The sequence below is a fragment of the Nocardia sp. NPDC050408 genome (assembly GCF_044458905.1).
Classification (GTDB): domain Bacteria; phylum Actinomycetota; class Actinomycetes; order Mycobacteriales; family Mycobacteriaceae; genus Nocardia.
Genome location: NZ_JBITIL010000028.1, coordinates 38,833 through 59,499 on the forward strand (window position 1 = coordinate 38,833; position 20,667 = coordinate 59,499).

General features: G+C 66.1%; 6 protein-coding genes and 1 pseudogene. 2 read left to right on the top strand and 5 right to left on the bottom strand.

Going from position 1 to position 20,667, the window contains the following annotated elements; all coding sequences use genetic code 11:
* Nucleotides 1–46 precede the first annotated feature (46 nt).
* The gene (locus tag ACIBJI_RS39325; protein WP_364344666.1) at nucleotides 47–460 is read left to right on the top strand and encodes a hypothetical protein; all 414 of its coding nucleotides are present in this window, start codon (nucleotides 47–49) and stop codon (nucleotides 458–460) included.
* 56 nt (nucleotides 461–516) lie between these two features.
* Here the strand turns inward: ACIBJI_RS39325 and ACIBJI_RS39330 are convergent.
* From ACIBJI_RS39330 to ACIBJI_RS39350, 5 genes and pseudogenes are all read right to left on the bottom strand, one after another.
* A pseudogene (locus ACIBJI_RS39330) lies at nucleotides 517–1,392 on the bottom strand (dioxygenase).
* 435 nt (nucleotides 1,393–1,827) lie between these two features.
* Nucleotides 1,828–15,135, bottom strand: coding sequence for an amino acid adenylation domain-containing protein (locus tag ACIBJI_RS39335; protein WP_397088125.1), 13,308 nt, complete (start codon nucleotides 15,133–15,135; stop codon nucleotides 1,828–1,830).
* 264 nt (nucleotides 15,136–15,399) lie between these two features.
* Nucleotides 15,400–15,858: a hypothetical protein gene (locus ACIBJI_RS39340; protein WP_364344657.1), complete on the bottom strand. Its 459-nt coding sequence runs from the start codon at nucleotides 15,856–15,858 to the stop codon at nucleotides 15,400–15,402.
* Nucleotides 15,859–16,249: 391 nt separating this feature from the next.
* Nucleotides 16,250–17,455, bottom strand: coding sequence for an ABC transporter substrate-binding protein (locus tag ACIBJI_RS39345; protein ID WP_397088127.1), 1,206 nt, complete (start codon nucleotides 17,453–17,455; stop codon nucleotides 16,250–16,252).
* Between the two features lie 136 nt (nucleotides 17,456–17,591).
* Nucleotides 17,592–18,416, bottom strand: a complete 825-nt coding sequence (locus ACIBJI_RS39350) for a VOC family protein (RefSeq protein ID WP_364345200.1) — start codon at nucleotides 18,414–18,416, stop codon at nucleotides 17,592–17,594.
* A 299-nt stretch (nucleotides 18,417–18,715) separates the two neighbouring features.
* On the opposite strand from ACIBJI_RS39350, the gene ctaD reads away from it, so the two are divergent.
* Nucleotides 18,716–20,458, top strand: a complete 1,743-nt coding sequence (gene ctaD / locus ACIBJI_RS39355; RefSeq protein WP_396956307.1) for a cytochrome c oxidase subunit I — start codon at nucleotides 18,716–18,718, stop codon at nucleotides 20,456–20,458.
* Nucleotides 20,459–20,667 lie beyond the last annotated feature (209 nt).

The window sequence follows — 20,667 nt, forward strand, 5'->3', positions numbered from 1 at the left end:
CGTTGTGGCCGTCGGTTACCACGCGTTTCGCCAAGGAGGGTGTGTTATGACCAGTCCCGGCCCGACCAAAACCGGACCCGTGCTCAATGACATGACGATCTTCGCGGGCGTACTGATTCTGATCACCGGCGCGCTGCATCTGCTCACCGCCATAGCGGCCATCGCCAAGCGTGACTTCTTTGTTTTGACCGAGGATCAGGTTTTCCAGGTGAATGTCTCGGCCTGGGGCTGGGTCCACCTGGTGATCGCGGTGCTGATCATTATCGCGGGCATCGGCATTGTCACCGGACAGACCTGGGGTTATCTCGCGGGTATCGTGATGGCCTCGATCAGCCTCCTGGACAACTTCCTGTTCGCGCCCATGTACCCGTTCTGGTCATTGGTAATGATCGCGCTCGATGTGCTGGTGATCTGGGCGCTGGCGCGGCAGATCGGCGCGCAGAGCACAGTCGTCCGATAGGTTTCGCGTAATCGGCCCCCGATCCGTCGAGTACGGGTCGGGGGCCGAGTTGTTGCCTAGCGGGTGCGCGGCGGCGGTCCGCCCGGTCCGCCTTGTCCGCCGGGACCGCCCTGTCCGGGCGGCGTGCCCTCGGCCTGGGTGTTCTGCGATTTCTCTGCGACTCCGATGGTGATCGAAACGGTCATCCCCGAACTCGGCGTGCCGGTGACCGTGGCCAGTTCGGCATCCCAGCCGTCACCGAAGACATTGTCCGAGGCGAGTGAGATCTGGGAAAGGTTGCTGATGCTCTGTGCGTATCCGGAGTCGGCGGCGAAGACGGTGCTGCACACGTCTCAAGGCAGTGCGATCTGTGAGGTGAGGTGGGCGTTATCGCCCGCGACGGCGGTGCTGAGCGAATCGTAGACCTCGAAGTGGATATGCGGCCATCGACCGGAGTAGCAGGCGGGGAAGATCGAGGTGAAGCTCACTTCGCCATTGGCATCCGCGACCTGCACGCCGCGCAGGTAGTTCTGGTCGGTAATGCTCTTGCCGTAGAGCGAGTATTCGCCGGAGCGGTCGCAATGCCACACGTAGACGGCCATACCCGCGCCCGCCGCGCCGTTCTTGGTCAGGTCCTGCAGCTTCAATCGCAGCGTCATCGGAACACCTTGTGCGACACCGGAATACGAGCCGAAGCTGGTGGTGATGTCGGATCGGACCACACCGGATTGAATCAGCACATTGGGCCCGTTGGAGCCGTCGCCCGGGTACGGGCCCGCGGTCTCCTGCGGTGCCGCAGCGACCGTGCCGGTGCTGGTGGTCGTGGTGCTCGCGGCGGCCGTGGTGGCGGAGGTGGCGCTGGTGGTCGTCGCCGATGCGCAGCCCGCCGCCACGGTCGCCGCACCAGCGGCGCCGAAGAAGACCAGGGCGCGGCGACGCGACATCACCTTCATATCGTGGGCGAGTCCGAGATCGTGCTCGTGTACGTCGCCGTCGCGGTGGTGCGCGGGCTGTGCGCTCACTGCGTTGTCCTTCCGTCGTATCGATTGCCGTCGACTGTGACGCTATGGACGCAGGCTGGGCGGTATGTGGGCCTGGGCTGGGAGCGAGCTGTGAGCGAGCGGGCCATCAACACAGCGCGCAATCGCGCACGACGGAGCCGAGTACCAGCGAGGCGCAGTCATGAGCGGGCGCCGACCGCCACCAGCCCGGTCTGGCGAGCCGCGTTTCGGCGCGCTGCTCGATCAGCGAGATCTGATCGCGCCGCCCTACGCACAATTTGGTTCGGCCGGGTAGCTGCGGTGTACCGCCGTCACGACCTCGACCCGCATGGACGGTGGTATGCCACCGCTACGCGCGCCCTGCGCTGATGGGAACAACGATTCGGGTCATGTGCGCGGTTGCGGCGATGGGGCTGCCGCGAGATGCTCATCGAGTACCGGCGCGATGATCGAGAGTGCGTGCGGTGAGGTCAGGTCGTTGTGGGCGAGCTCGATATCGTGGTTGATCACCCGGCCGGAGGCGTAGGGCCGCCAACCGTCCGGCCCGACGATATCGGAGCTATCCACGGTGGCGCTGAAATAGAGCAGGTCGCCCTGGTAGACGGGGCGGTGGTAGCCGGTGCGGGTGCGCGTGGACGCGTTGTAGGAAGCCGCCATTCGCTCGATGATCTCGGCGTCGATCAGTTCCACACCGAGCCGGGCCTCGATGAGTTCGGCGGCTTCCTTGGCACTCGCCTCGGCGGGCACGTCGTCGATGCCGAAGATCGCGCCGAAGCTATTGACGAATGCGCCCGCGGACAGCTGTTCGATGGTATCGCTGTCGATGTCGGCATGGTCGGTGTCCAGAAGGGCCACGACACCGACGGTTTCGCCCTCGGCCTGCAGCTTCGCCGCCATGGCGTGCGCGATGAGGCCACCGAAGGACCAGCCGAGCAGATGGTACGGTCCGGTCGGCTGGACGGCGCGGATTTCGCGGATGTACCGGTCGGCGGATTCGTCGATGGAACGCGCCGCCGGTTCGCGGCCGCTGAGTTCCGGGGCCTGTAGACCATAGATCGGGCGGCCGGGCCGCAGTCGTTCCGCGAATCCGAGGTAACTCCAAGACATTCCGGACGAGGAGTGGATGCAGAACAGTGCGGGCTCGGTGCCGCCGAGTCGGATCGGCAGCAGCACGTCCAGACCGAGTCCGCCTGGTGCGGCGGCGGTTTCGCGTGCGGCCACCTGTGCGGCGATGGTCGCCGATTCGTCGTCTGCGGCGCGCTGCGCTGCCGGGGTGTGCACGAAATGGGCTGTAGCAGAGAGTATTTTGCGCCAGAGGCGAGCCAACGCGAAGATCTCGGCGCGGTCCACAAGTGTTTCGGGGAAGCGGAGACTCGCGTGCAACCGATCATCGATGACGACTGCGCTGATCTCGAGTGCGGACGCGACCGGGAGTTCGGGATCCGCATCGGCGTGCAGATCGCCGAATTCATCGGTGGGGGACCAGCCGAGCCCTTCGAGTCCGGCGGGAATATCGACCTCCGAGTGCCGACCGAGGTATTCGAAGCTGACACGTCCTGGTGATCGAGACGGAAGCTGTTCTGCCGCAGTTGGATTGAGGTAACGCAGCATCCCGTATCCAATGCCCTGGTCCGGTATCGCGAGTAGTTGATGTTTGATCGCGCGGATCGCCGCGCCCATCGCAGCACCGCCCGCGCAGGCATCAGCGATATCGATCGCGGACAGATCCAGCCGCGCCGGGTAGCTATTCGTGAACCAGCCGAGTGTGCGGCTCAGGTCCGCACCCGGGATCACGTCGTGCCTGCCATTGCCCGTCAAACGCAGCAGGGTCGTCGGTTCGCCTGCACGCCACCGCGCCAGCGCCAATACCAGCGTGGCAAGCAGGGCGTCGGTAACCATGCCCTGGAACAGTTTCGGCAGTGTGGTGACCAGTGCGGTGGTGACCTCCTCGGATGCCTCGAATTCGACCGTGCGCGTTGTGTGCGCCTGATCGATCGCCGGATCGAGCTCGCGAGCGCCGATCAGCGAATCGGGACCGTCGATCATGCCCCGCCAGTAGTCGAGTTCGGCGCTGCGGCGCTCGGTCCGCGCTTGCTCGACGAGGGCATGCGCCCACCGCCGCATCGACGTACCGACGTCGGCGAGCACGGGTGTGTTCCCGACCGATACCTGCGCCCACGCGGCGATCAAGTCCGCCGCCAGAATTCGCCACGACGCACTGTCTACGGCGAGGCGGTGCACCACCACGATCAGGCGGCCCGATCGCGTTCTCGCCCCGGCATCACCGACCGGATCCAGCCAGACAGCTTGCAGCACAATGCCACTCGCCGGAGACAGTCGGTCTGTCGCTGAACTCAGCTCGGCGACGGCGTATTCACGCAGATCGAGCAAGTCGGCGGCGGCATCGAATTCGATGCGGTGCACCAGTGCGTCGACGTCGACCGAGCCGGGCGCGTCGATCTGCCAATTCCAGCCGTCCTCCGCGGGCCAGAGTCGCGAGCGCAGTATGTCGTGCCGATCGACCACGGCGGCGAGTGTCGCGACGAGCTGTGCACGCTCGATTCCGACCGGAAGTTGCAGCACCACGGACTGCGCGCAGCGGTCGATATCGCCGCCGCGCTCGACCAGATCGCGCATGTTCGGGGTGAGCGGCACCTCGCCGATGCCGCCACCGGGCAGTTCGTCGAGCCGCACGACCGGCCCCGCCACCACAGCGGCCAATGCGGCCACCGTGCGATGTTCGAAGACCTGCAGCGGCGTGCACTGGATTCCGTGCATTTTCGCGCGGGAGACCAGTTTGATCGCCATGATGCTGTCACCGCCGAGCGCGAAGAACGAATCGTCGACGCCGACCTTGTCGCGATGGAGCAGCTCGGCGTAGATCTGCGCCAGGATCTCCTCGGTCGGAGTCGTCGCAGCGCGATATTCGGTCTCCTCCACGACGAATTCCGGTTCCGGCAATGCTCGTCGGTCGAGTTTGCCCACGGCATTGAGCGGGATGGCATCCATGACCACGAAGGCGGCGGGCACCATATACGCGGGCAGGGTATCGGAGGCGAGCGCGCGCACCCGGGCGGTATCGAGTTCGACACCGGACTTGCGCACGAGATACGCCGCAAGCGCTGTGGCTCCGGTCGGCCCGGGAACGCCGAGGGTGACGGCGAAGTCGACCCCGTCCGCGCGGCCGAGAACGGCGTCGATCTCACCCAACTCGATGCGCTGACCGCGCACCTTGACCTGGAAGTCGGTGCGGCCGATGTACTCCAGCTCCAGTCCCGTCGCCCGGATCCAGCGCACCAGGTCACCGGTGCGGTACATGAGTTCGCCGGGACCGCCGTAGGGGTTCGCGATGAAGCGCGCGGCGGTCAGACTCGGCCGGGCGTGATAGCAGCGGGCCAGTGCGGAGCCCGCGAGGTATAGCTCACCCGCGACACCGACTGGCACCGGACGCAGCCGATCGTCGAGGACCAGTGCGGCCGCACCGCGAATGGGCGCACCGATGGTGACCGGTGCGTTCGCGACCAGCGGCGCGGAACCCGTTGCCCAGATGGTGAATTCGGTCGGACCGTACAGATTCAGCATGGTCCGGCCGTCACACCAGCGTTCGACCAATTCGGCGCCGACCGCCTCGCCCGCCACCGCGAGCACCCGCAGACTCGACACCTCGGCGGGATCGACGGTGGCCAGCGCCGATGGAGTGATAACCATATGCGTGACCTGTTCGGCGGCAATCAATTCGGCGAGTGCGCTACCACCGAAGACTTCCGGCGGTGCGACCACCGATGCGCCGCCGGAGCCGAATGCCATCAGCGCCTCGAAAACTGATGCGTCGAAACTCGGTGAGGCGACCTGCAGTACCCGCGAGTTCTCGTCTACGCCGAGCGATTCTCGTTGTGCCGCAATGAGGTCGGCGATACCCCGATGGGAGACGGAGACGCCCTTGGGTGTTCCGGTCGAACCCGATGTGTAGATCATCCAAGCAGGGTTGTCCGGACGGATCGACCCCAATGACAAAGCGGCGTCACTTGTCGCCTGTTGGCGCGCAATGAATTCGGCATCGTCGAGCACGAGCCACTCGGTGCTGTCGGGCAGCAGCGGCCGGTAGGCGGTGAGGGTGAGACCGACCCGGGCACTCGAATCGGTGAGCATGTGATCGATCCGGTCCACCGGATGTTTCGGATCGACCGGTAGGAAGGCGGCACCGGCCTTGGCGGCCGCCCACATGCCGATCAGCAGTTCGGCGGAGCGGGGCAGACCCAGCGCCACGACGGTTTCCGCGCCGCTGCCAACCTCGAGCAGGAGCCGGGCCAACCGGTTCGACTGGGCGTCTAGCTCACGGTAGGTCGTTGTCCGCCCGTCGGCGACCAGGGCTGGGCGGTCCGGGTAGGACGTGGTGGATGCGGCGAGCGCCTGGGTGAGCGTCGTGGTCCCCGCGGTTTCGGTGCCGCGTACCGGAACCAGTTCGGTGCGTTCGGATTCGGCGAGGATATCGATATCGGCCAGGCGGATATCGATATCCGAGACGATCGCGGCGAGCACACGACGCCATCGATCGGCAAAGGTCGTCACGGTGGCTTCGTCGAAAAGGTCCGTCGCGTAGGTCAATACACCCTCGACGCCGTCCGGGCCGTCGGCGGTGAAACGTTCACGCAGATCGAGCGTCAGATCGAATTGCGAGGCACCGCGATCGAAATCTTCCACCTCGAACCGCAATCCGGGCAGTTCCAGGACCGGTTCCACGAAATTCTGCAGTGACAGCGATACCTGGAATATCGGATGGTGTGCGGTCGATCTGGTCGGATTGAGCACCTGGACGAGCCGTTCGAACGGCACATCGGTATTGCCGAAGGCATCCAGATCCGCGGACCGCACGCTCGCGAGGAACTGCCGGAATCCAGTCCCCTGATCGACCGGCGTGCGCAGGGCCAGCGTATTGACGAACATGCCGACGAGGTCGTCGAGGGCCTGCTCGCCACGCCCCGCGACGGGCGTGCCGATCACGACATCGTCGGTACCGCTGAGCCGTGCCAGCAGCACCGCGAGCGCGGCGTGCACGACCATGAATACGCTGACATTGTTGGTGGCGGCGAATTCAATTATGGCGCTGTGCAATTGCGCGTCCAGCGTGAAATCGACATCGGCGCTGCGCATCGACTGCACTGCGGGGCGCGGGCGATCGGCGGGCAGCTCCAACACATCCGGCGCACCGGTGAGGGCATCGGTCCAATACCGGGTCTGCCGGGCCGCAAGCGATTCCGGATCCGCCTCGTTACCGAGCAACTCTCGATGCCACAGTGCGAAGTCGGCGTACTGCACGGTGAGTGGCACGCGGGAGGTGCCGGCCCCGCTGGTCCGTTCGGAGTACGCCGCGACCAAATCGGCTGCCAACGGCGCCATCGATGCGCCGTCGGCGCTGATGTGATGCACCACGAGCACCACGACATGCACCGAGGGCACTTCGGTCACCACTGGAGCCGGGGCCAGGACCGGACTCGACGACACCGGCGAAACGTCCATCGACGCATGCGAAGCCACCGGCGAAACGCCCACGGTGGGGCTGGAGGACACCGGCACCAAACCCTTGCCGTCCGCACCGGTGCCCTCGGCGATGCGGAAGATGCCGACCCGCAGCGGCGGTTCCTTGGTGATATCGAATCCGGTGCCCGCCAAGGCGGTGATCCGATGACGCAGGGCGGCAGTGTCTTCGGCAGCGATCACCGTCAACTCCGGCGCGGCCGCCGCGGTGCTGATCACCACCTGCCGGGGTCCCTCGGCGTCGGCGGGGTAGATGGTGCGCAGACTCTCGTGCCGCTCGACCACATCGGCCAGCGCATATTGCATCGCCGCCACATCGAGGTTTCCGGTGAGTCGCAAGGCGATCGCGATGTTGTAGGCGGGCGAGGTGGGATCCATCCGATTGAGTACCCACATGCGTTGCTGCGCCGGAGACAACGGAATTCGGTCCGGACGGATCCGCGGTGCCAGCGCGAACCGGCCAGGCTTGCCGTCGGTGGCCGGGATGACCCGTGCGGACAGTTGGGCCACGGTCGGCGCGTCGAACAGATCGCGCAGCGCGATGGTGGAGCCGAGGGACGAATTGATTCGGGCGACAACCTTGGTCGCGCTGAGCGAATTGCCGCCGAGTTCGAAGAACGACTGGTCGACGCTCACCTGCTCGTTGCCGAGCACCTCGCCGAATACCGCGGCGACCGCCTGTTCGACCGCCGTCCTTGGCGCGAGATACGGCCGGTCGGTGGCCGAGAAGTCCGGCACCGGAAGGGCTTTGCGATCCAGTTTGCCGACTGGGGTCAGCGGAATCTTATCGAGCACGACCAGGTATCCGGGCACCATATAGCTGGGCAGTTCGGCCGCCACCTGTTCCCGTAGGCGCTCGGGATCGAGTTCGGCGCCCGGGGTCGGCAGGACATACGAGACCAGCACGGTCGCGCCCGCCGGTCCGGTGAGGCCGATGGTCACCGCGTATTCGACCTGTTCGTCGCGTGAGAGCACGGCATCGATTTCGCCGAGTTCGATCCGCAGACCACGGATCTTGACCTGGAAGTCGCTGCGGCCCAGATACTCGAGCACGAGTGCGCCATCGGCGCCGGTGACCCATCGGACCATATCGCCGGTTCGATACATCCTTTCCCCGGCCGCGCCATACGGATTCGCGATGAAGCGCGCCGCGGTCATCGCGAACCGGTTGAAGTAACCACGTGCCAGCGCCGGACCGGCCAGGTACAGCTCACCCGCGATGCCCACTGGAACCGGGCGCAGCCAGGTATCGAGCACCAGATTGGACGCGCCGCGGATCGGGCCGCCGATGGTGACCAGTTTCCCCGGCAGCAGTTCGGCGGGATTGGTCGCACATACGCTGAATTCGGTGGGGCCGTATAGATTCACCATCCGCCGCCCGACCGCCCAACGGTCGATCAGTTCGGGTGCGCCGGCCTCGCCCCCGATCCCGAGCACCCGCAGGTCGGGCAGATCGGTCGGTTCCATGGTGGCCAGCGCCGACGGCGTGATCGCGGCATGGGTGACCCGTTCGGTGCGCAGCAGATGTTCGAGATCGCTGCCGCCGTAGACATCCGGTGGCGCTACCACCAAGCGGCCACCCGTCGAATGCGCCATCAGCAGCTCCATGACCGATGCGTCGAAACTCGGCGAAGCGACCTGTAGCGAACTGGTAGAGGGACCGAGTTCGAGGGCCTCTTGTTGTGCGGTCGCCATATTCGTCAGGCCACGATGGCTGACCAGGACCGCCTTGGGCTTACCGGTGGAGCCCGAGGTGTAGATCAGGTAGGCGGTCTGGTCGATATTGATGGGGCCGCCGCGCTCTTCGTCGGTGATGGGTGCGTCCGAGACGAGCATGACCCGTCGAATCGTGTTCAGGTCGTCGAGCAGCAGCCAGTCGATGGTGCCGGGCAATGTTTCACCGGTCGCCGTGACGGTCACCCCGATCGGCGCCTTCGAATCGGTGAGCATGTGCTCGATCCGCTCCACCGGATAGCTCGGATCCAGCGGTAGGAAGGCCGCTCCGGACTTGGCGAGCGCCCAGACTGCCACCACGGATTCCAGTGATCGGGTGAGTGCGAGTATGACGAAGATCTCCCGACCGACACCGCGGCCGAGCAGTACCCGGGCGAAGCGGTTGGACCAGGCGTCGAGCTCGCCATAGCTCATGCTGAGATCGCCCGCGGTGATCGCGATGGCATCGGGATCGATGCGCGCGCCTGCCGACAGGATGTCCGGAAGTGTTTGTGGCGGAACCGACTCCGCGCCTCGTACCGGCAGCAGTGTGGCCAGTTCAGCGTCGTCGCAGTATTGCAGTTGGGAGACGAGGGCATTCGGGCTGTCGGCGATTTGGGTCAGCAGCCGGACGAAGCGATCCAGCAGTGGTTGTGCCGCCGTGAGATCGAGCTGGTCGGCCATGAATTTCAGGTTGATGCGCAGCGTGTCGTGCCCGTCTTCGCCGTGCACCGGAATGACCATGATGCCCAACGGGTAGGGCGTCGCGTCGGTGCCTTCGACATCTAGCACCCGCATACCCGCGATATCGAGCGCCTGCGACAGCGCCTCCCGGTCGATCGGATACGACTCGAATACTGTGAGCGTGTCGAAGAGTTCGGCGAGGCCGACGGCCCGGTGGATGGCGGCCAGCCCCACATGCTGGTGGTCCAGCAGGCGCGCCTGCTCGGCCTGGAGGCGGGTCAGTAGGTCGGCGACCTTCTCCGCGGGATCGAGCTGGACCCGTACCGGGAGCGTATTGATGAACAATCCGACCATCTCTTCGACACCGGGCAGCTCCGGTGGCCTACCGGATACGGTGCCGCCGAACACCACATCCGTGCGCCCGGTCGACATGGCGAGCAGCATTGCCCATGCGGCCTGCACCATCGTATTCACCGTCGCGCCGGATTCGCGTGCGATGGCCTCCAGCCGCTCGACCGTGGCGCGGGTCAGGTCGTGAGTGATCATTCCGGCCTCGGTCGATTCGATCCCGGCCAGCGTCGGGACCGCGCGCGTCGGCGTATCCACGCCGGCCAGCGATTGCGTCCAGGCTGCGATCGAGGCCTCGTTGTCCTGCTCATCGAGCCACGCCAGGAACTCTCGATACGAGTGCGCGGGCGGCAGTACGGCTGTGTCGCCCCTCGCGACGTAGAGCGTTAGCAGCTCGCGCACCAGCAGCGGCGTCGACCAGCCATCCAGCACCAGATGGTGATTGGTCATGACCAGCCGATAGATATCGGCCCCGGTGCGGATGAGGGTGAAGCGGATCAGCGGTGGGCGGTCGAGTTCGAATCGGGTACGGGCATCGAGGGCGATGAGACGGTCGAGTTCGCGGTCGCGTTCGTCGGCGTCGGCGATATCGGTGAGATCGATATCGTGCCAGCGGATTTCGCCATCGGCGAGAACGAGTTGGCGCGGACCGTCGTCGGTTTCGGCGAAGGCGACGCGCAGGTTCTCGTGCCGCTCCACCAAGACCTGCGCCGCACTGCGCAGGCGGGCGGCATCGACGGTGCCCGCCAGGGTGAGCAGTGATTGGACGGTGTAGTCGTCGGCGGTATCGGTGTCGTAGAGCGCATGGAAAAGCAGACCGTACTGCAGCGGTGAAAGCGGCCAGACATCGACGAGGCTCGGGTAGGTGCGTTCCCAGCTCTCGATCTGCTGTTGTGGCACAGCGACGAGTTCGAAGTCGGACGGGGTGCGTCCGCCCGCGCCCGGCGAGCCGGCGTGCACCGCGAGCGCGTGCAGCGCCTGCGACCACAGCTCAGCGAGTTGACCGACATCCGCCTGGTCGAGCAGCCGCGAGGCGTAGGCCCAGGTGACCTCCAAGCCGACATCGGTGAGCACGGCATTGATATCGACGACCGCGGCGAGCGGCGCCGACTCGTTGTGCGTCGCCGCGAAACGCTGTGGTAGCCACGCTCCCGCTTGCCCGCCGGTGAGCGCACGGCCGAGATAGTTGAAGCTGAGCTGCGGGATCGGCGCGTCCGCGAGGGCGCCGGCGGACTCCGGATGCTGATAGCGCAGCATGCCGTAGCCGATGCCCTTATCCGGCACCGCGCGCAGCTGTTCCTTGACCTTCTTGATCGCGGTGCCCGCCGCGCCGCCACCGGCGAACGCGTCGTCGAGATCGATGCCGCTCACATCTATAGCCAGCGGGTAGATGCTGGTGAACCAGCCGACCGTGCGGGCGATATCGGCGCCGGGCAGCAGCGTCTCGGAGCGGCCGTGGCCTTCCAGGGTGAGCAGCGCGGTATTGCGATCGCGCCAGCGGCTCACCGCGAGAGCGAGTCCGGTGAGCAGCACATCGTCTGCGCCACAATGGAATTGGTCGGGCAGAGTGGCCAGTACGGTGTTGGCGATATCCCGGTCGACGGTGGTCTGGTACTGGCCCATCGTGGCGACGACGTCGACCGTGGGATCCAGTGCCGCCGAGCCGATGACCGGATCCGGGGTGGCCAGCATCTGTTGCCACAGTGGCAGTTCGGCCACCCGCTCGGGCGCCTGTTCGGCTTGACCGTATGCCCATCGCCGGAAGGAGGTGCCGACGGGCACGAGTGCGCCGCCCGCCGCCGCGATCGCTAGGTCCGGCAACAGGATTCGCCAGGAGACGCCGTCGGTCACCAGATGGTGCAGTACCAGCCAGCACAGTGGATCGGCCCCCGCGCGCTCGATCAGCACGAAGCGCGTGACGACACCCGCCTCGGGATCGAGCAGATCCGCCGCCTGTTGTAATTCGCGCTCGTAGCTGTCGTCGGAGTCCGCGTCGGCCGCGACTACCTCGATCAAATCATCGGCAGTTATCGAATCAGGCTCGGCGACAATCCATTCCCAGCCTCGCTCGGTGTGCCGAAGTGTAGAGCGAAGCACATCGTGATGGTCGATGAGCGCTTGGACCGCGGCGCGGAGCTGGTCGCGGTCGAAGGCCTCCGGGAGACCGATCAAGACGGCCTGACCGAAGCGGTTCCAGGTCGGTCCCTGCTCCACCATGGCGTGCACGATCGGCGTGAGCTCGATGGTGCCGACCCCGCCACCGGGCAGTTCGGTGACCGTCTGCGCGCGCACGTCGGTCGCGATCGCGGCCAGCGCGGCAACGGTCTTGCGCTCGAACACATCTCTTGCACTGAAGCCGATCCCGGCGGCCTTCGCACGCGAGACCAGCTGGATGGAGACGATACTGTCACCGCCGAGTGCGAAGAAGCTGTCGTCGACACCGACCGTTTCGAGTCCGAGGGCATCGGCAAACAAGTCGGCCAGTGCCGCTTCGCGCGGCGTCGACGGCGCCCGGCTCACAAGTTCTCGGACCCTGAAATCCGGTGCGGGCAGGGCCCTGCGGTCCACCTTGCCGAGCGGTGTCAGCGGAATGCTGTCGAGCACCATGATGACCGAGGGGATCATATAGGCCGGAAGTGTCTCTCCGGCAGCGGCTTTCAGCGCCTCGGGGTGAATCTCGGTGCCGGGCTTGCCGAGCACGTAGGACACCAGTGCGGTCGCTCCGGCGGGGGTCTCGGCGCCGATGGTGAGTGCGAAGTCGACATCGGGCTGTCGTTGCAGCGCCGCATCGATCTCGCCGAGTTCGATGCGGAACCCGCGCACCTTGACCTGGAAGTCGCTGCGGCCCTGGTACTCCAGTTCGTCGTCCGCGGTCCACCGTACGAGATCGCCGGTGCGGTACAGCCGCTCACCCGGCGCGTACGGGTTGGCGACGAAACGGCTGGCGGTCAGCCCGTTGCGCTGGTGGTAGCCGCGCGCAACGCCCGCGCCGGCCAGATACAACTCACCGACCACGCCGCGGGCCACCGGCCGCAACCACGGGTCGAGCACGACAGCGGTGACGCCGCGAACGATGCTGCCGATGGTTACCGGCCCGCCGGGGCGCAATGGCCCGCTCAAGGTTACGGTGACGGTGGTTTCGGTGGGCCCGTAGCCGTTCAACAGCGTCCGCCCGGACCAGGTGGTCACCAGCTCCCGCGGACACGCGTCACCACCGACGACGATCGTCTGCAGATCCGGCAGCGTCGCCGGGTCCAGTGAGCCCACCACCGTCGGGGTGACATTGAGATGGGTGACCCGGTGCGCGCGCAGAACTTCGGCCATCTCCTCGCCCGCATAGGCCGATGGCGGCACGACGGCGAGCGTCGCCCCTGCCGCGAGGGTGACCAGGATCTCCTCGACGGAAATATCGAAACTCGGCGAAACCGCATGTGCCACTACGGAATCGGCGTTGACACCGAATCCGGCGCCGGAACCGGTGACCAGATTCGCCAGGCCGCGATGCGACACCAGCACACCCTTGGGCAGTCCCGTCGATCCGGAGGTGTAGATGATATAGGCGATCTGATCCAGGTGTACCGGCCCGCGGCGTTCGACATCGGTGATCGCCGCAGAATCTTGCACGTCCACCGTTTCGGCGGTCGCGTCATCGTCGAGCAGCAGCCAATTCACGCGGTCCGGCAAGGACTTTCGTGCCGGGTGCACGGTCAAGCCCGCGGCGACCCCGCTGTCGCCGACCATATGCTCGATCCGGTCGGCGGGATAGGTCGGGTCGATCGGGACGAATGCCGCACCGGATTTCGCCACCGCGAGCGTGGCGAGGACGGATTCGACCGAACGCGGAATCGAAATCGCAACGGTGCGTTCGGGTCCGGCGCCCGCCGCGATCAGCACGCGGGCGAGGCGGTTAGTGTACTCGTCGACCTGACGGTAGGTCATGCTGGTATCGCCGCTCCGCAGCGCTACCGCCTCCGGGTCTAGTGCGGCACCGGCCGCGATGATTTCGGGGAGGGTGCGCGGTGCGACCGCCTCGGGTCCACGCGCGGGCACCAGCCGATCCTGCTCCTGCGGGGAGACGACCTGGACGGTACACAGCGGCGCATCCGGTCCGGCGGCCAGGAACGCGTGCAGGAACATCAAGAAGCGGGCATGGTGTGCCGCCAATTCATCGGTGCTGTACAGGTTCCCGTTGCCCTGCAGATCGATGTGGGTGCTCTCGCCGCCGACGCCCGGATACAGATTGAAAAACACGTCATCGATCAACCCGGATGTCAGCACGTGCAGTCGTCCGGTGACCGAGCCGAGCTGAATCCTGGTGTCCACCATCATCAAATTGACGGCCGGACCGAACGACGACGCCTCGTCCATCGACCAGCCGAGATCACGAACGATGTCCTCCTGCCGGTAACGCTGTCTGCGCAGCGCCCCGGTCAGCTCACTCTGCGCTGCCCGGATCACATCACCGACCGTGGTGGTCGGTGACAACATCAGGCGCATCGGAACGACATTGGCGACCATACCGCCGGAGCGGCGCAGTGCCGCAGTGGTGCGTCCCGACACCGGCAGGCTCAGCACCACTTCGGGCGCACCGGTCATCGCGGCGAGATAGGCGCCGAAGGCGGCGACGATGGTCGGTGCGGCGTTCGAGTCGGCCGCCTTCGCCACGGTATCGAGCAATTCGGCCGTCGCGGCGGGCAGTGCGCCCGAGACCCGGCTCGGCGGCGCGTCGACATCGGCCTCGCGACCTGCGAGATTGACCGGGGCGGCCATCCCGGCCAGATGCTCGCGCCAGTACTCGCGGTCGGCGTCGAATCGGTCCGAGCCGCGGTAGGCCAGATCGGCGTCGACGATCTTCTGCAGTGGTTCGGCCTTGGCGGGCGGCGCCTCGCTGCCCTCGATGGCGGCGTTGTAGATCTCGCCGGTGCGCTGTACCAGTGCGAGCGCACCCATACCGTCCAGCACGATGTGGTGCATGCGCGAGTACCAGAACCAGCGGTCATCGGCCAGCCGCAGCATGGCCACCGCGACCAATCGGTCGTGCGTCAGATCCAGCGGCGCGGAGTACTCCGCGCGCATCCAGGCATGTGCCGCTGCCTCGGGATCGGGTTTATCGCGCAGGTCGATGACGGTGAGTTCGTCGACAATGGTGGTGTCGACGAGCTGGTACGGCTGACCCTCGACATCGAGCAGCCGGACATATCCGGTCCCGAATTCGCGCCCGGTCTGCTTGGCGGCCGCGGCGAGCGCGTCGAGATCTAGTTCGCCGATCAGTTCGACGTACTGTGCGATCGAGATAGGCGTGTCGCCCGCGATGTGCTGGGCGAACCAGATGCCGCGCTGGGCTGCCGACAGCGGGAACGCGCTGTCGGGCGGTGCGGTGCCTACTTTTCCGTTCGAGGACGATGGCTGTTGCATAAGCACACCTGCGTTCTGACGTCTGGAGCGGTGGCGCACCGCTGGTCCCGACCGTCGCGTAGTAGCAAGTTCATTTTGGACCGGCGCCGAGCCGACCGAAGGCGTATTGACAACACTGTGTTCGATCGGTGGCGTCCCCGGCGGTTCGATGGGCGGCGTCCAAGGGGCTCGAGTGGTCGCGCGGTAGTGCCGCCTCCGGGTCCGGCATACGCGCCGCTGCGCGCCCGACCTCGGTGGGTTCGGGCGCGCAGGCTGAATAGCGGATCAGGCAGACTTCCGCTCGGTCAGCCGATCGGCAGCGGTGATCGGGGAGTCGGAGCTGACCAGGTAGCGCTGCAGCGTCGAGCGGTCGTCCAGGAGCAGCCAGTCGATCGCATCGCTGAGCTCAGGGCGGCGGGCCTTGGTGGTGATGCCGAGGTAAGCACCGGGGACGGCGGTCGCATCCTCGGCCACCGACGCCGGAGTCGCGCCGAGTTTGACGACGGCGGATGCGGCAACCGTGGCTTCGATCTGCGGGTCGATCGCCAGCGCGATCCGCGCGTTCGCGGCGGCGCCCCGGTCGATCAGCACTCGGGCCAGCCGGTTCGCCCAACGATCCAGCTCGACGTTGGCGAGCGTCTCGGAGTTGCTGGCGACCGCATGCAGCTCGCGCTCGGCAGCGTTGCGCAGGCGCGGCTGCAGCTGGATGACGTTGGTGGCGGGCGATTCGACCAGAGTGCTCATTGTGCTGTCCCCTCAAAGGATCCGTCTTGTTCTCGGTGTCCTTCTAATCTCGCTGACGGGAGGGTTTGGCGACAGCTACCCAAGCGCTGGTGAGAGCACTCCAAGGGTGAGCGAATCCATACCCAAGGTGTGCGCGCTCGAGGACGATCAAGTCACTCGCAACGGCCACGGAGCGAGTCTTACGAGCGACGCCCAAGGTGCGCGCGCTTAGAGGACCGATCAGCTCACTCGCGACGGCCACGGAGCGAGTCTTACGAGCGACGTTCGCGGCCCGTCTCGCGGCCGAGCTGTCGAAGCGCATGCGCCGTAGGCGCGAGTCTCGACGGCTCGGCCGCGAGACACGAGGGGGCCGCGAACACGCCGCGCCGAAGGCGCGGCCAATTCAATACAGTCAGTCGGTGACGTAACCGTTCAGGCTGCTGCGCAGGTCGGCGAGCAGGGCACGGGCCGCGGTGAGCCCGGCACCGTGCCACACGGTGTCTTCGACCGCGAAGACGCGCTTATCGGCGGCAGCTCCGAGATCCTTCCACGCATCGCTGCGCAGCACCGTTTTACCGCGCTGCTCACCGGCTTCGCCCGCGAAGATGACGTAGATGATGTCGCCCTCGACCTCGAGCAGGTTCTGCTCGGTCACCTCGAAAGAGGTGCCGCGCTGCGCGGTCGGCCGCTGCACACCGACATCGGCGAGGACCTGTCCCGCGAAGCTATTGTTGCCCTGGACCTGATCCTGGTCGGCGGTGAAGCGCACCACCGAGGCCTGGGACTGGCTGGCGCCCAGAATATTACCGGTCTCGCGTGCTTCGTTGCGGTAGTTCTCCAATGCCGTTGCCGCGGCATTACGACGCCCGAGACCCGCTGCGAGCGTGCCGAATTCGGTCTGCCAGCCGCTGCCGGGATCGGCGAGAACGGTCGGTGCGATCGTCTGCAATGCTGCGAAACCGCCTGGGCCGCTGGAAATATCGCCGATGATCAGATCGGGATGCAAGGCGGCGATCTGCCCGATATCCGGCTGTGCCGGCGAACCGACCGCGGGAATCTTCAGCACGCCGTAACCGAGATACATCGGCTGAGAGCGGGGTCCGTCGATCGGGACCGCGCCGACGACCCGCTCCCACAGACCGACCGCGCAGGCGGCGTCCAAGGCGGAGGTGGACAGCACCACGATGCGCTGCGGATCGGCGGGCACCTCCGAGGTGCCCGCGGCATGGGTGACGGTGCGAGTCTTGCCGTTCGACGGATCGGGTGCGCTCGGCAGCGGGCAGGCCTGCGAGGTGTCGCGCTCCAGGCCGACCACACCCGCACCCGCGATATTCGTCGTGGTGCGAATGATCGAGCTGGCGTCGTCTTTCTGGCTGCAGCCCGCGATGAGCAATGCGGCGCAGAGCAGAGCGACCGCCGTGCCCCCCTGCCGGACCGCGCGATTGCTGGCGGTGCCGTATCGGCGGGAGTCTGCGTTGTTTCGAGCGACCTGCGAGCAGTCGCTATCGGTGTTGTTTCGAGCGACCTGCGAGCAGTCGCTATCGGTGTTGTTTCGAGCGACCTGCGAGCAGTCGCTATCGGTGCGGTTTCGGGTGCGAACAAGGGCGCTCACCGGCATGCGGGTGAGGGTACCGCGTGGTGTGGGTGCCGAGACGCGAAGGCCACCACCGCGCGCACATCGCATTCCGGACCGCAGTTGTGACCGCGCGGAATCCAGCTGTCGTACAGCGGATTCCGCGCGATCGTCGGATCGGCTACCCGGCGTTGCCGCCGATGCTGAAACGCGCCCCGGTCGGATCGGCGACCTGCGTGATCCGGCCGTAGGGGGTGTTCTCGGGCTCGGCCAGTACAGTGCCGCCCAGTTCGACGACCTTGGCGACGGCCGCGTCGACGTCATCGGCGCCGAAGTAGATCTTCCAGCCCGCGGGTACGCCCTCGGGCAGGAACGCCGAGCTATCCATGACACCGCCGAGCATCGGGGTGGTGGCGTGGATGGTGGTGTAGCGGAACTCCGGGGAGTCGGAGATGGTGAAGGTGTCGTTCCAGCCGAAGACGTCGCGGTAGAAGTCGAGCGAGCGCGCGTAATCGCGGGTGTGCAGTTCGAACCAGGACGGGATGCCGACGTGGTCGCTCCATTTGCCGCCGGAGGCGATGCCGATGGCCTCGAAACCGCCGAAGGTGCCGGTCTGCCAGATGCCGACACCCGCGCCGCCGACATCGCCGAGCACGGCCATCGCGCCGAGATCGCCCACGTCCATGGGCGGCACGACGACCGTGCCGCCGTGCTCGGCGGCCGCGTCGGCGGTGGCCTTGGCGTCGGGCGAGGCGAGGTAGACCGTCCATTGGTCGGGTCCTTCGACCCCGTCTCCGGTCTTGCCCATGCCGCCCGCGACGGCCTTTCCGTTCTTGCGGAAGGTGATGTAGCCGCCGAACTCCTCGTCCGCGCGGTCTGCGGTCCAGCCGAACAACTGGCCGTAGAAGGCAATGGCACCGTCTGGATCAGAGGTGTAAACGTCGCCCCAGCAGGGATCGCCGGTCTTCGGTGCGGGCCCACCTGTCGTCCGACCGCCACCACTCATGGAATCGCTACGCGATGCTGTGCTCATCAATGGTCTCCTTGCCGAGAGTGGATCACTGTCATCGATAGAGACGTCGGCCGCCCGGGAAAGTCATCGCAGGCATGGCGTCGGATTTCGATTGCCGCCGCAGTCGCCCGCACCGGGAAATACGACGCAGAGTAGGACCCGTGCGGATGGCTGCGACAGCACGGTTTACGATCTCAGGAGCGCAAGCGAACTCCTCGTCTGTCCCCGGTGGTGGGGCGGATGTGAGCAGCGGAGCCTGCGGAGCGACCTAAAGGCACCTTTCAGGAGGATCAGTGACTGCCGTAGAGCCAAAGCCAGTCCCTCAGTTGGAAGCGACTCGGCCGTATCCGGCTCGGACCGGGCCGAAGGGCTCGTTCATCGTCAAGATGGTCACCACCACCGACCCCAAGGTCCTCGGTGTCATGTACCTGACCACCTCGATGGCGTTCTTCCTCATCGGTGGTCTGATGGCCCTGCTGATGCGTGGTGAGCTGGCTCGCCCGGGTCTGCAGTTCCTGTCTACGGAGCAGTTCAACCAGCTGTTCACCATGCACGGCACGATCATGCTGCTGTTCTACGCGACCGCGATCGTGTTCGGCTTCGCCAATATCGTCCTGCCGCTGCAGATCGGCGCACCCGACGTCGCCTTCCCGCGACTGAATGCCTTCAGCTACTGGCTGTACGCATTCGGCGCGACCATGGCGACCGCGGGCTTCATCACCCCCGGCGGCGCCGCGGATTTCGGTTGGACGGCGTACGTGCCGCTGACCGACATCCTGCACTCGCCCGGCGTCGGCACCGACCTGTGGATCCTCGGCCTCGCGGTCTCCGGTCTGGGCACCATCCTCGGTGGTGTCAACATGCTGACCACCGTGGTCTGCCTGCGTGCCCCCGGTATGACCATGTTCCGGATGCCGATCTTCACCTGGAACATCGCCGTCACCAGCGTCCTCGTGCTGCTCGCCTTCCCGCTGCTGACCGCCGCGCTGTTCGGCCTGGCCTACGACCGCCATCTCGGCGGCCACATCTACGATCCGGCTACCGGCGGCATCCTGCTCTACCAGCACCTGTTCTGGTTCTTCGGCCACCCCGAGGTGTACATCATCGCGCTGCCGTTCTTCGGGATCGTCTCGGAGATCTTCCCGGTCTTCTCGCGTAAGCCGATCTTCGGTTACACCACGCTGGTCTACGCGACCCTCGGCATCGCAGCGCTGTCGATCGCGGTGTGGGCCCACCACATGTACGCCACCGGCGCGGTGCTGCTGCCGTACTTCTCGTTCATGACCTTCCTGATCGCCGTCCCGACCGGTGTGAAGTTCTTCAACTGGATCGGCACCATGTGGCGCGGCCAGCTGACCTTCGAATCGCCGATGCTGTTCTCCCTCGGCTTCCTGGTCACCTTCCTCTTCGGCGGTCTGTCCGGCGTCATCCTGGCCTCGCCGCCGCTGGACTTCCACGTCACCGACTCATACTTCGTCGTCGCGCACTTCCACTACGTGCTGTTCGGCACCATCGTCTTCGCCACCTACGCCGGTATCTACTTCTGGTTCCCCAAGATCACCGGCCGCATGCTGGACGAGCGCCTGGGCAAGTGGCACTTCTGGACCACCTTCATCGGCTTCCACACCACCTTCCTGGTCCAGCACTGGCTGGGCGCCGAGGGCATGCCGCGCCGCTACGCCGACTACCTGCCCGGTGACGGTTTCACCACGCTGAACACGATTTCCACCATCGGCGCCTTCATCCTGGGCGCGTCGATGTTGCCGTTCATCTGGAACGTGTTCAAGAGCTACCGCTACGGCGAAGTGGTCACCGTGGATGATCCGTGGGGTTACGGCAACTCGCTGGAGTGGGCCACCACCTGCCCGCCGCCGCGGCACAACTTCTACGAACTGCCCCGAATCCGTTCCGAGCGTCCCGCATTCGAGCTGCACTACCCGCACATGGTCGAGCGGATGCGGGCCGAGGCGCATGTGGGCTGGGGTTCGGGCAAACATGCCACCGAGGTGCACGAAGGCGCCCTGGCAAAGCATTAGGCGGTGGCCGGACATTCGTCCGTCCAAGCGCGCATAGCGCGAGCCCTCCAGGCGAGTGAGCAACTATGTTGGCTGCCAGAGAGATATCCGGCTATGCAGTAGCGTCGCCATGATGAGTGTGCACCTACTGATCATCAGTGGGTGCACACTCATTTGTGGGACAAGCACCGACCGAAGCGTTGCGACACCGAGGTCCAGCACAGCTACGG

Excerpts from the sequence above, each read along its gene's own strand:
- ACIBJI_RS39340 (WP_364344657.1), bottom strand. The coding sequence starts at position 15,858 with ATGAGCACTCTGGTCGAATCGCCCGCCACCAACGTCATCCAGCTGCAG.
- ACIBJI_RS39335 (WP_397088125.1), bottom strand. The coding sequence starts at position 15,135 with ATGCAACAGCCATCGTCCTCGAACGGAAAAGTAGGCACCGCACCGCCC.
- ACIBJI_RS39350 (WP_364345200.1), bottom strand. The coding sequence starts at position 18,416 with ATGAGTGGTGGCGGTCGGACGACAGGTGGGCCCGCACCGAAGACCGGC.
- ACIBJI_RS39345 (WP_397088127.1), bottom strand. The coding sequence starts at position 17,455 with ATGCCGGTGAGCGCCCTTGTTCGCACCCGAAACCGCACCGATAGCGAC.
- ACIBJI_RS39325 (WP_364344666.1), top strand. The coding sequence starts at position 47 with ATGACCAGTCCCGGCCCGACCAAAACCGGACCCGTGCTCAATGACATG.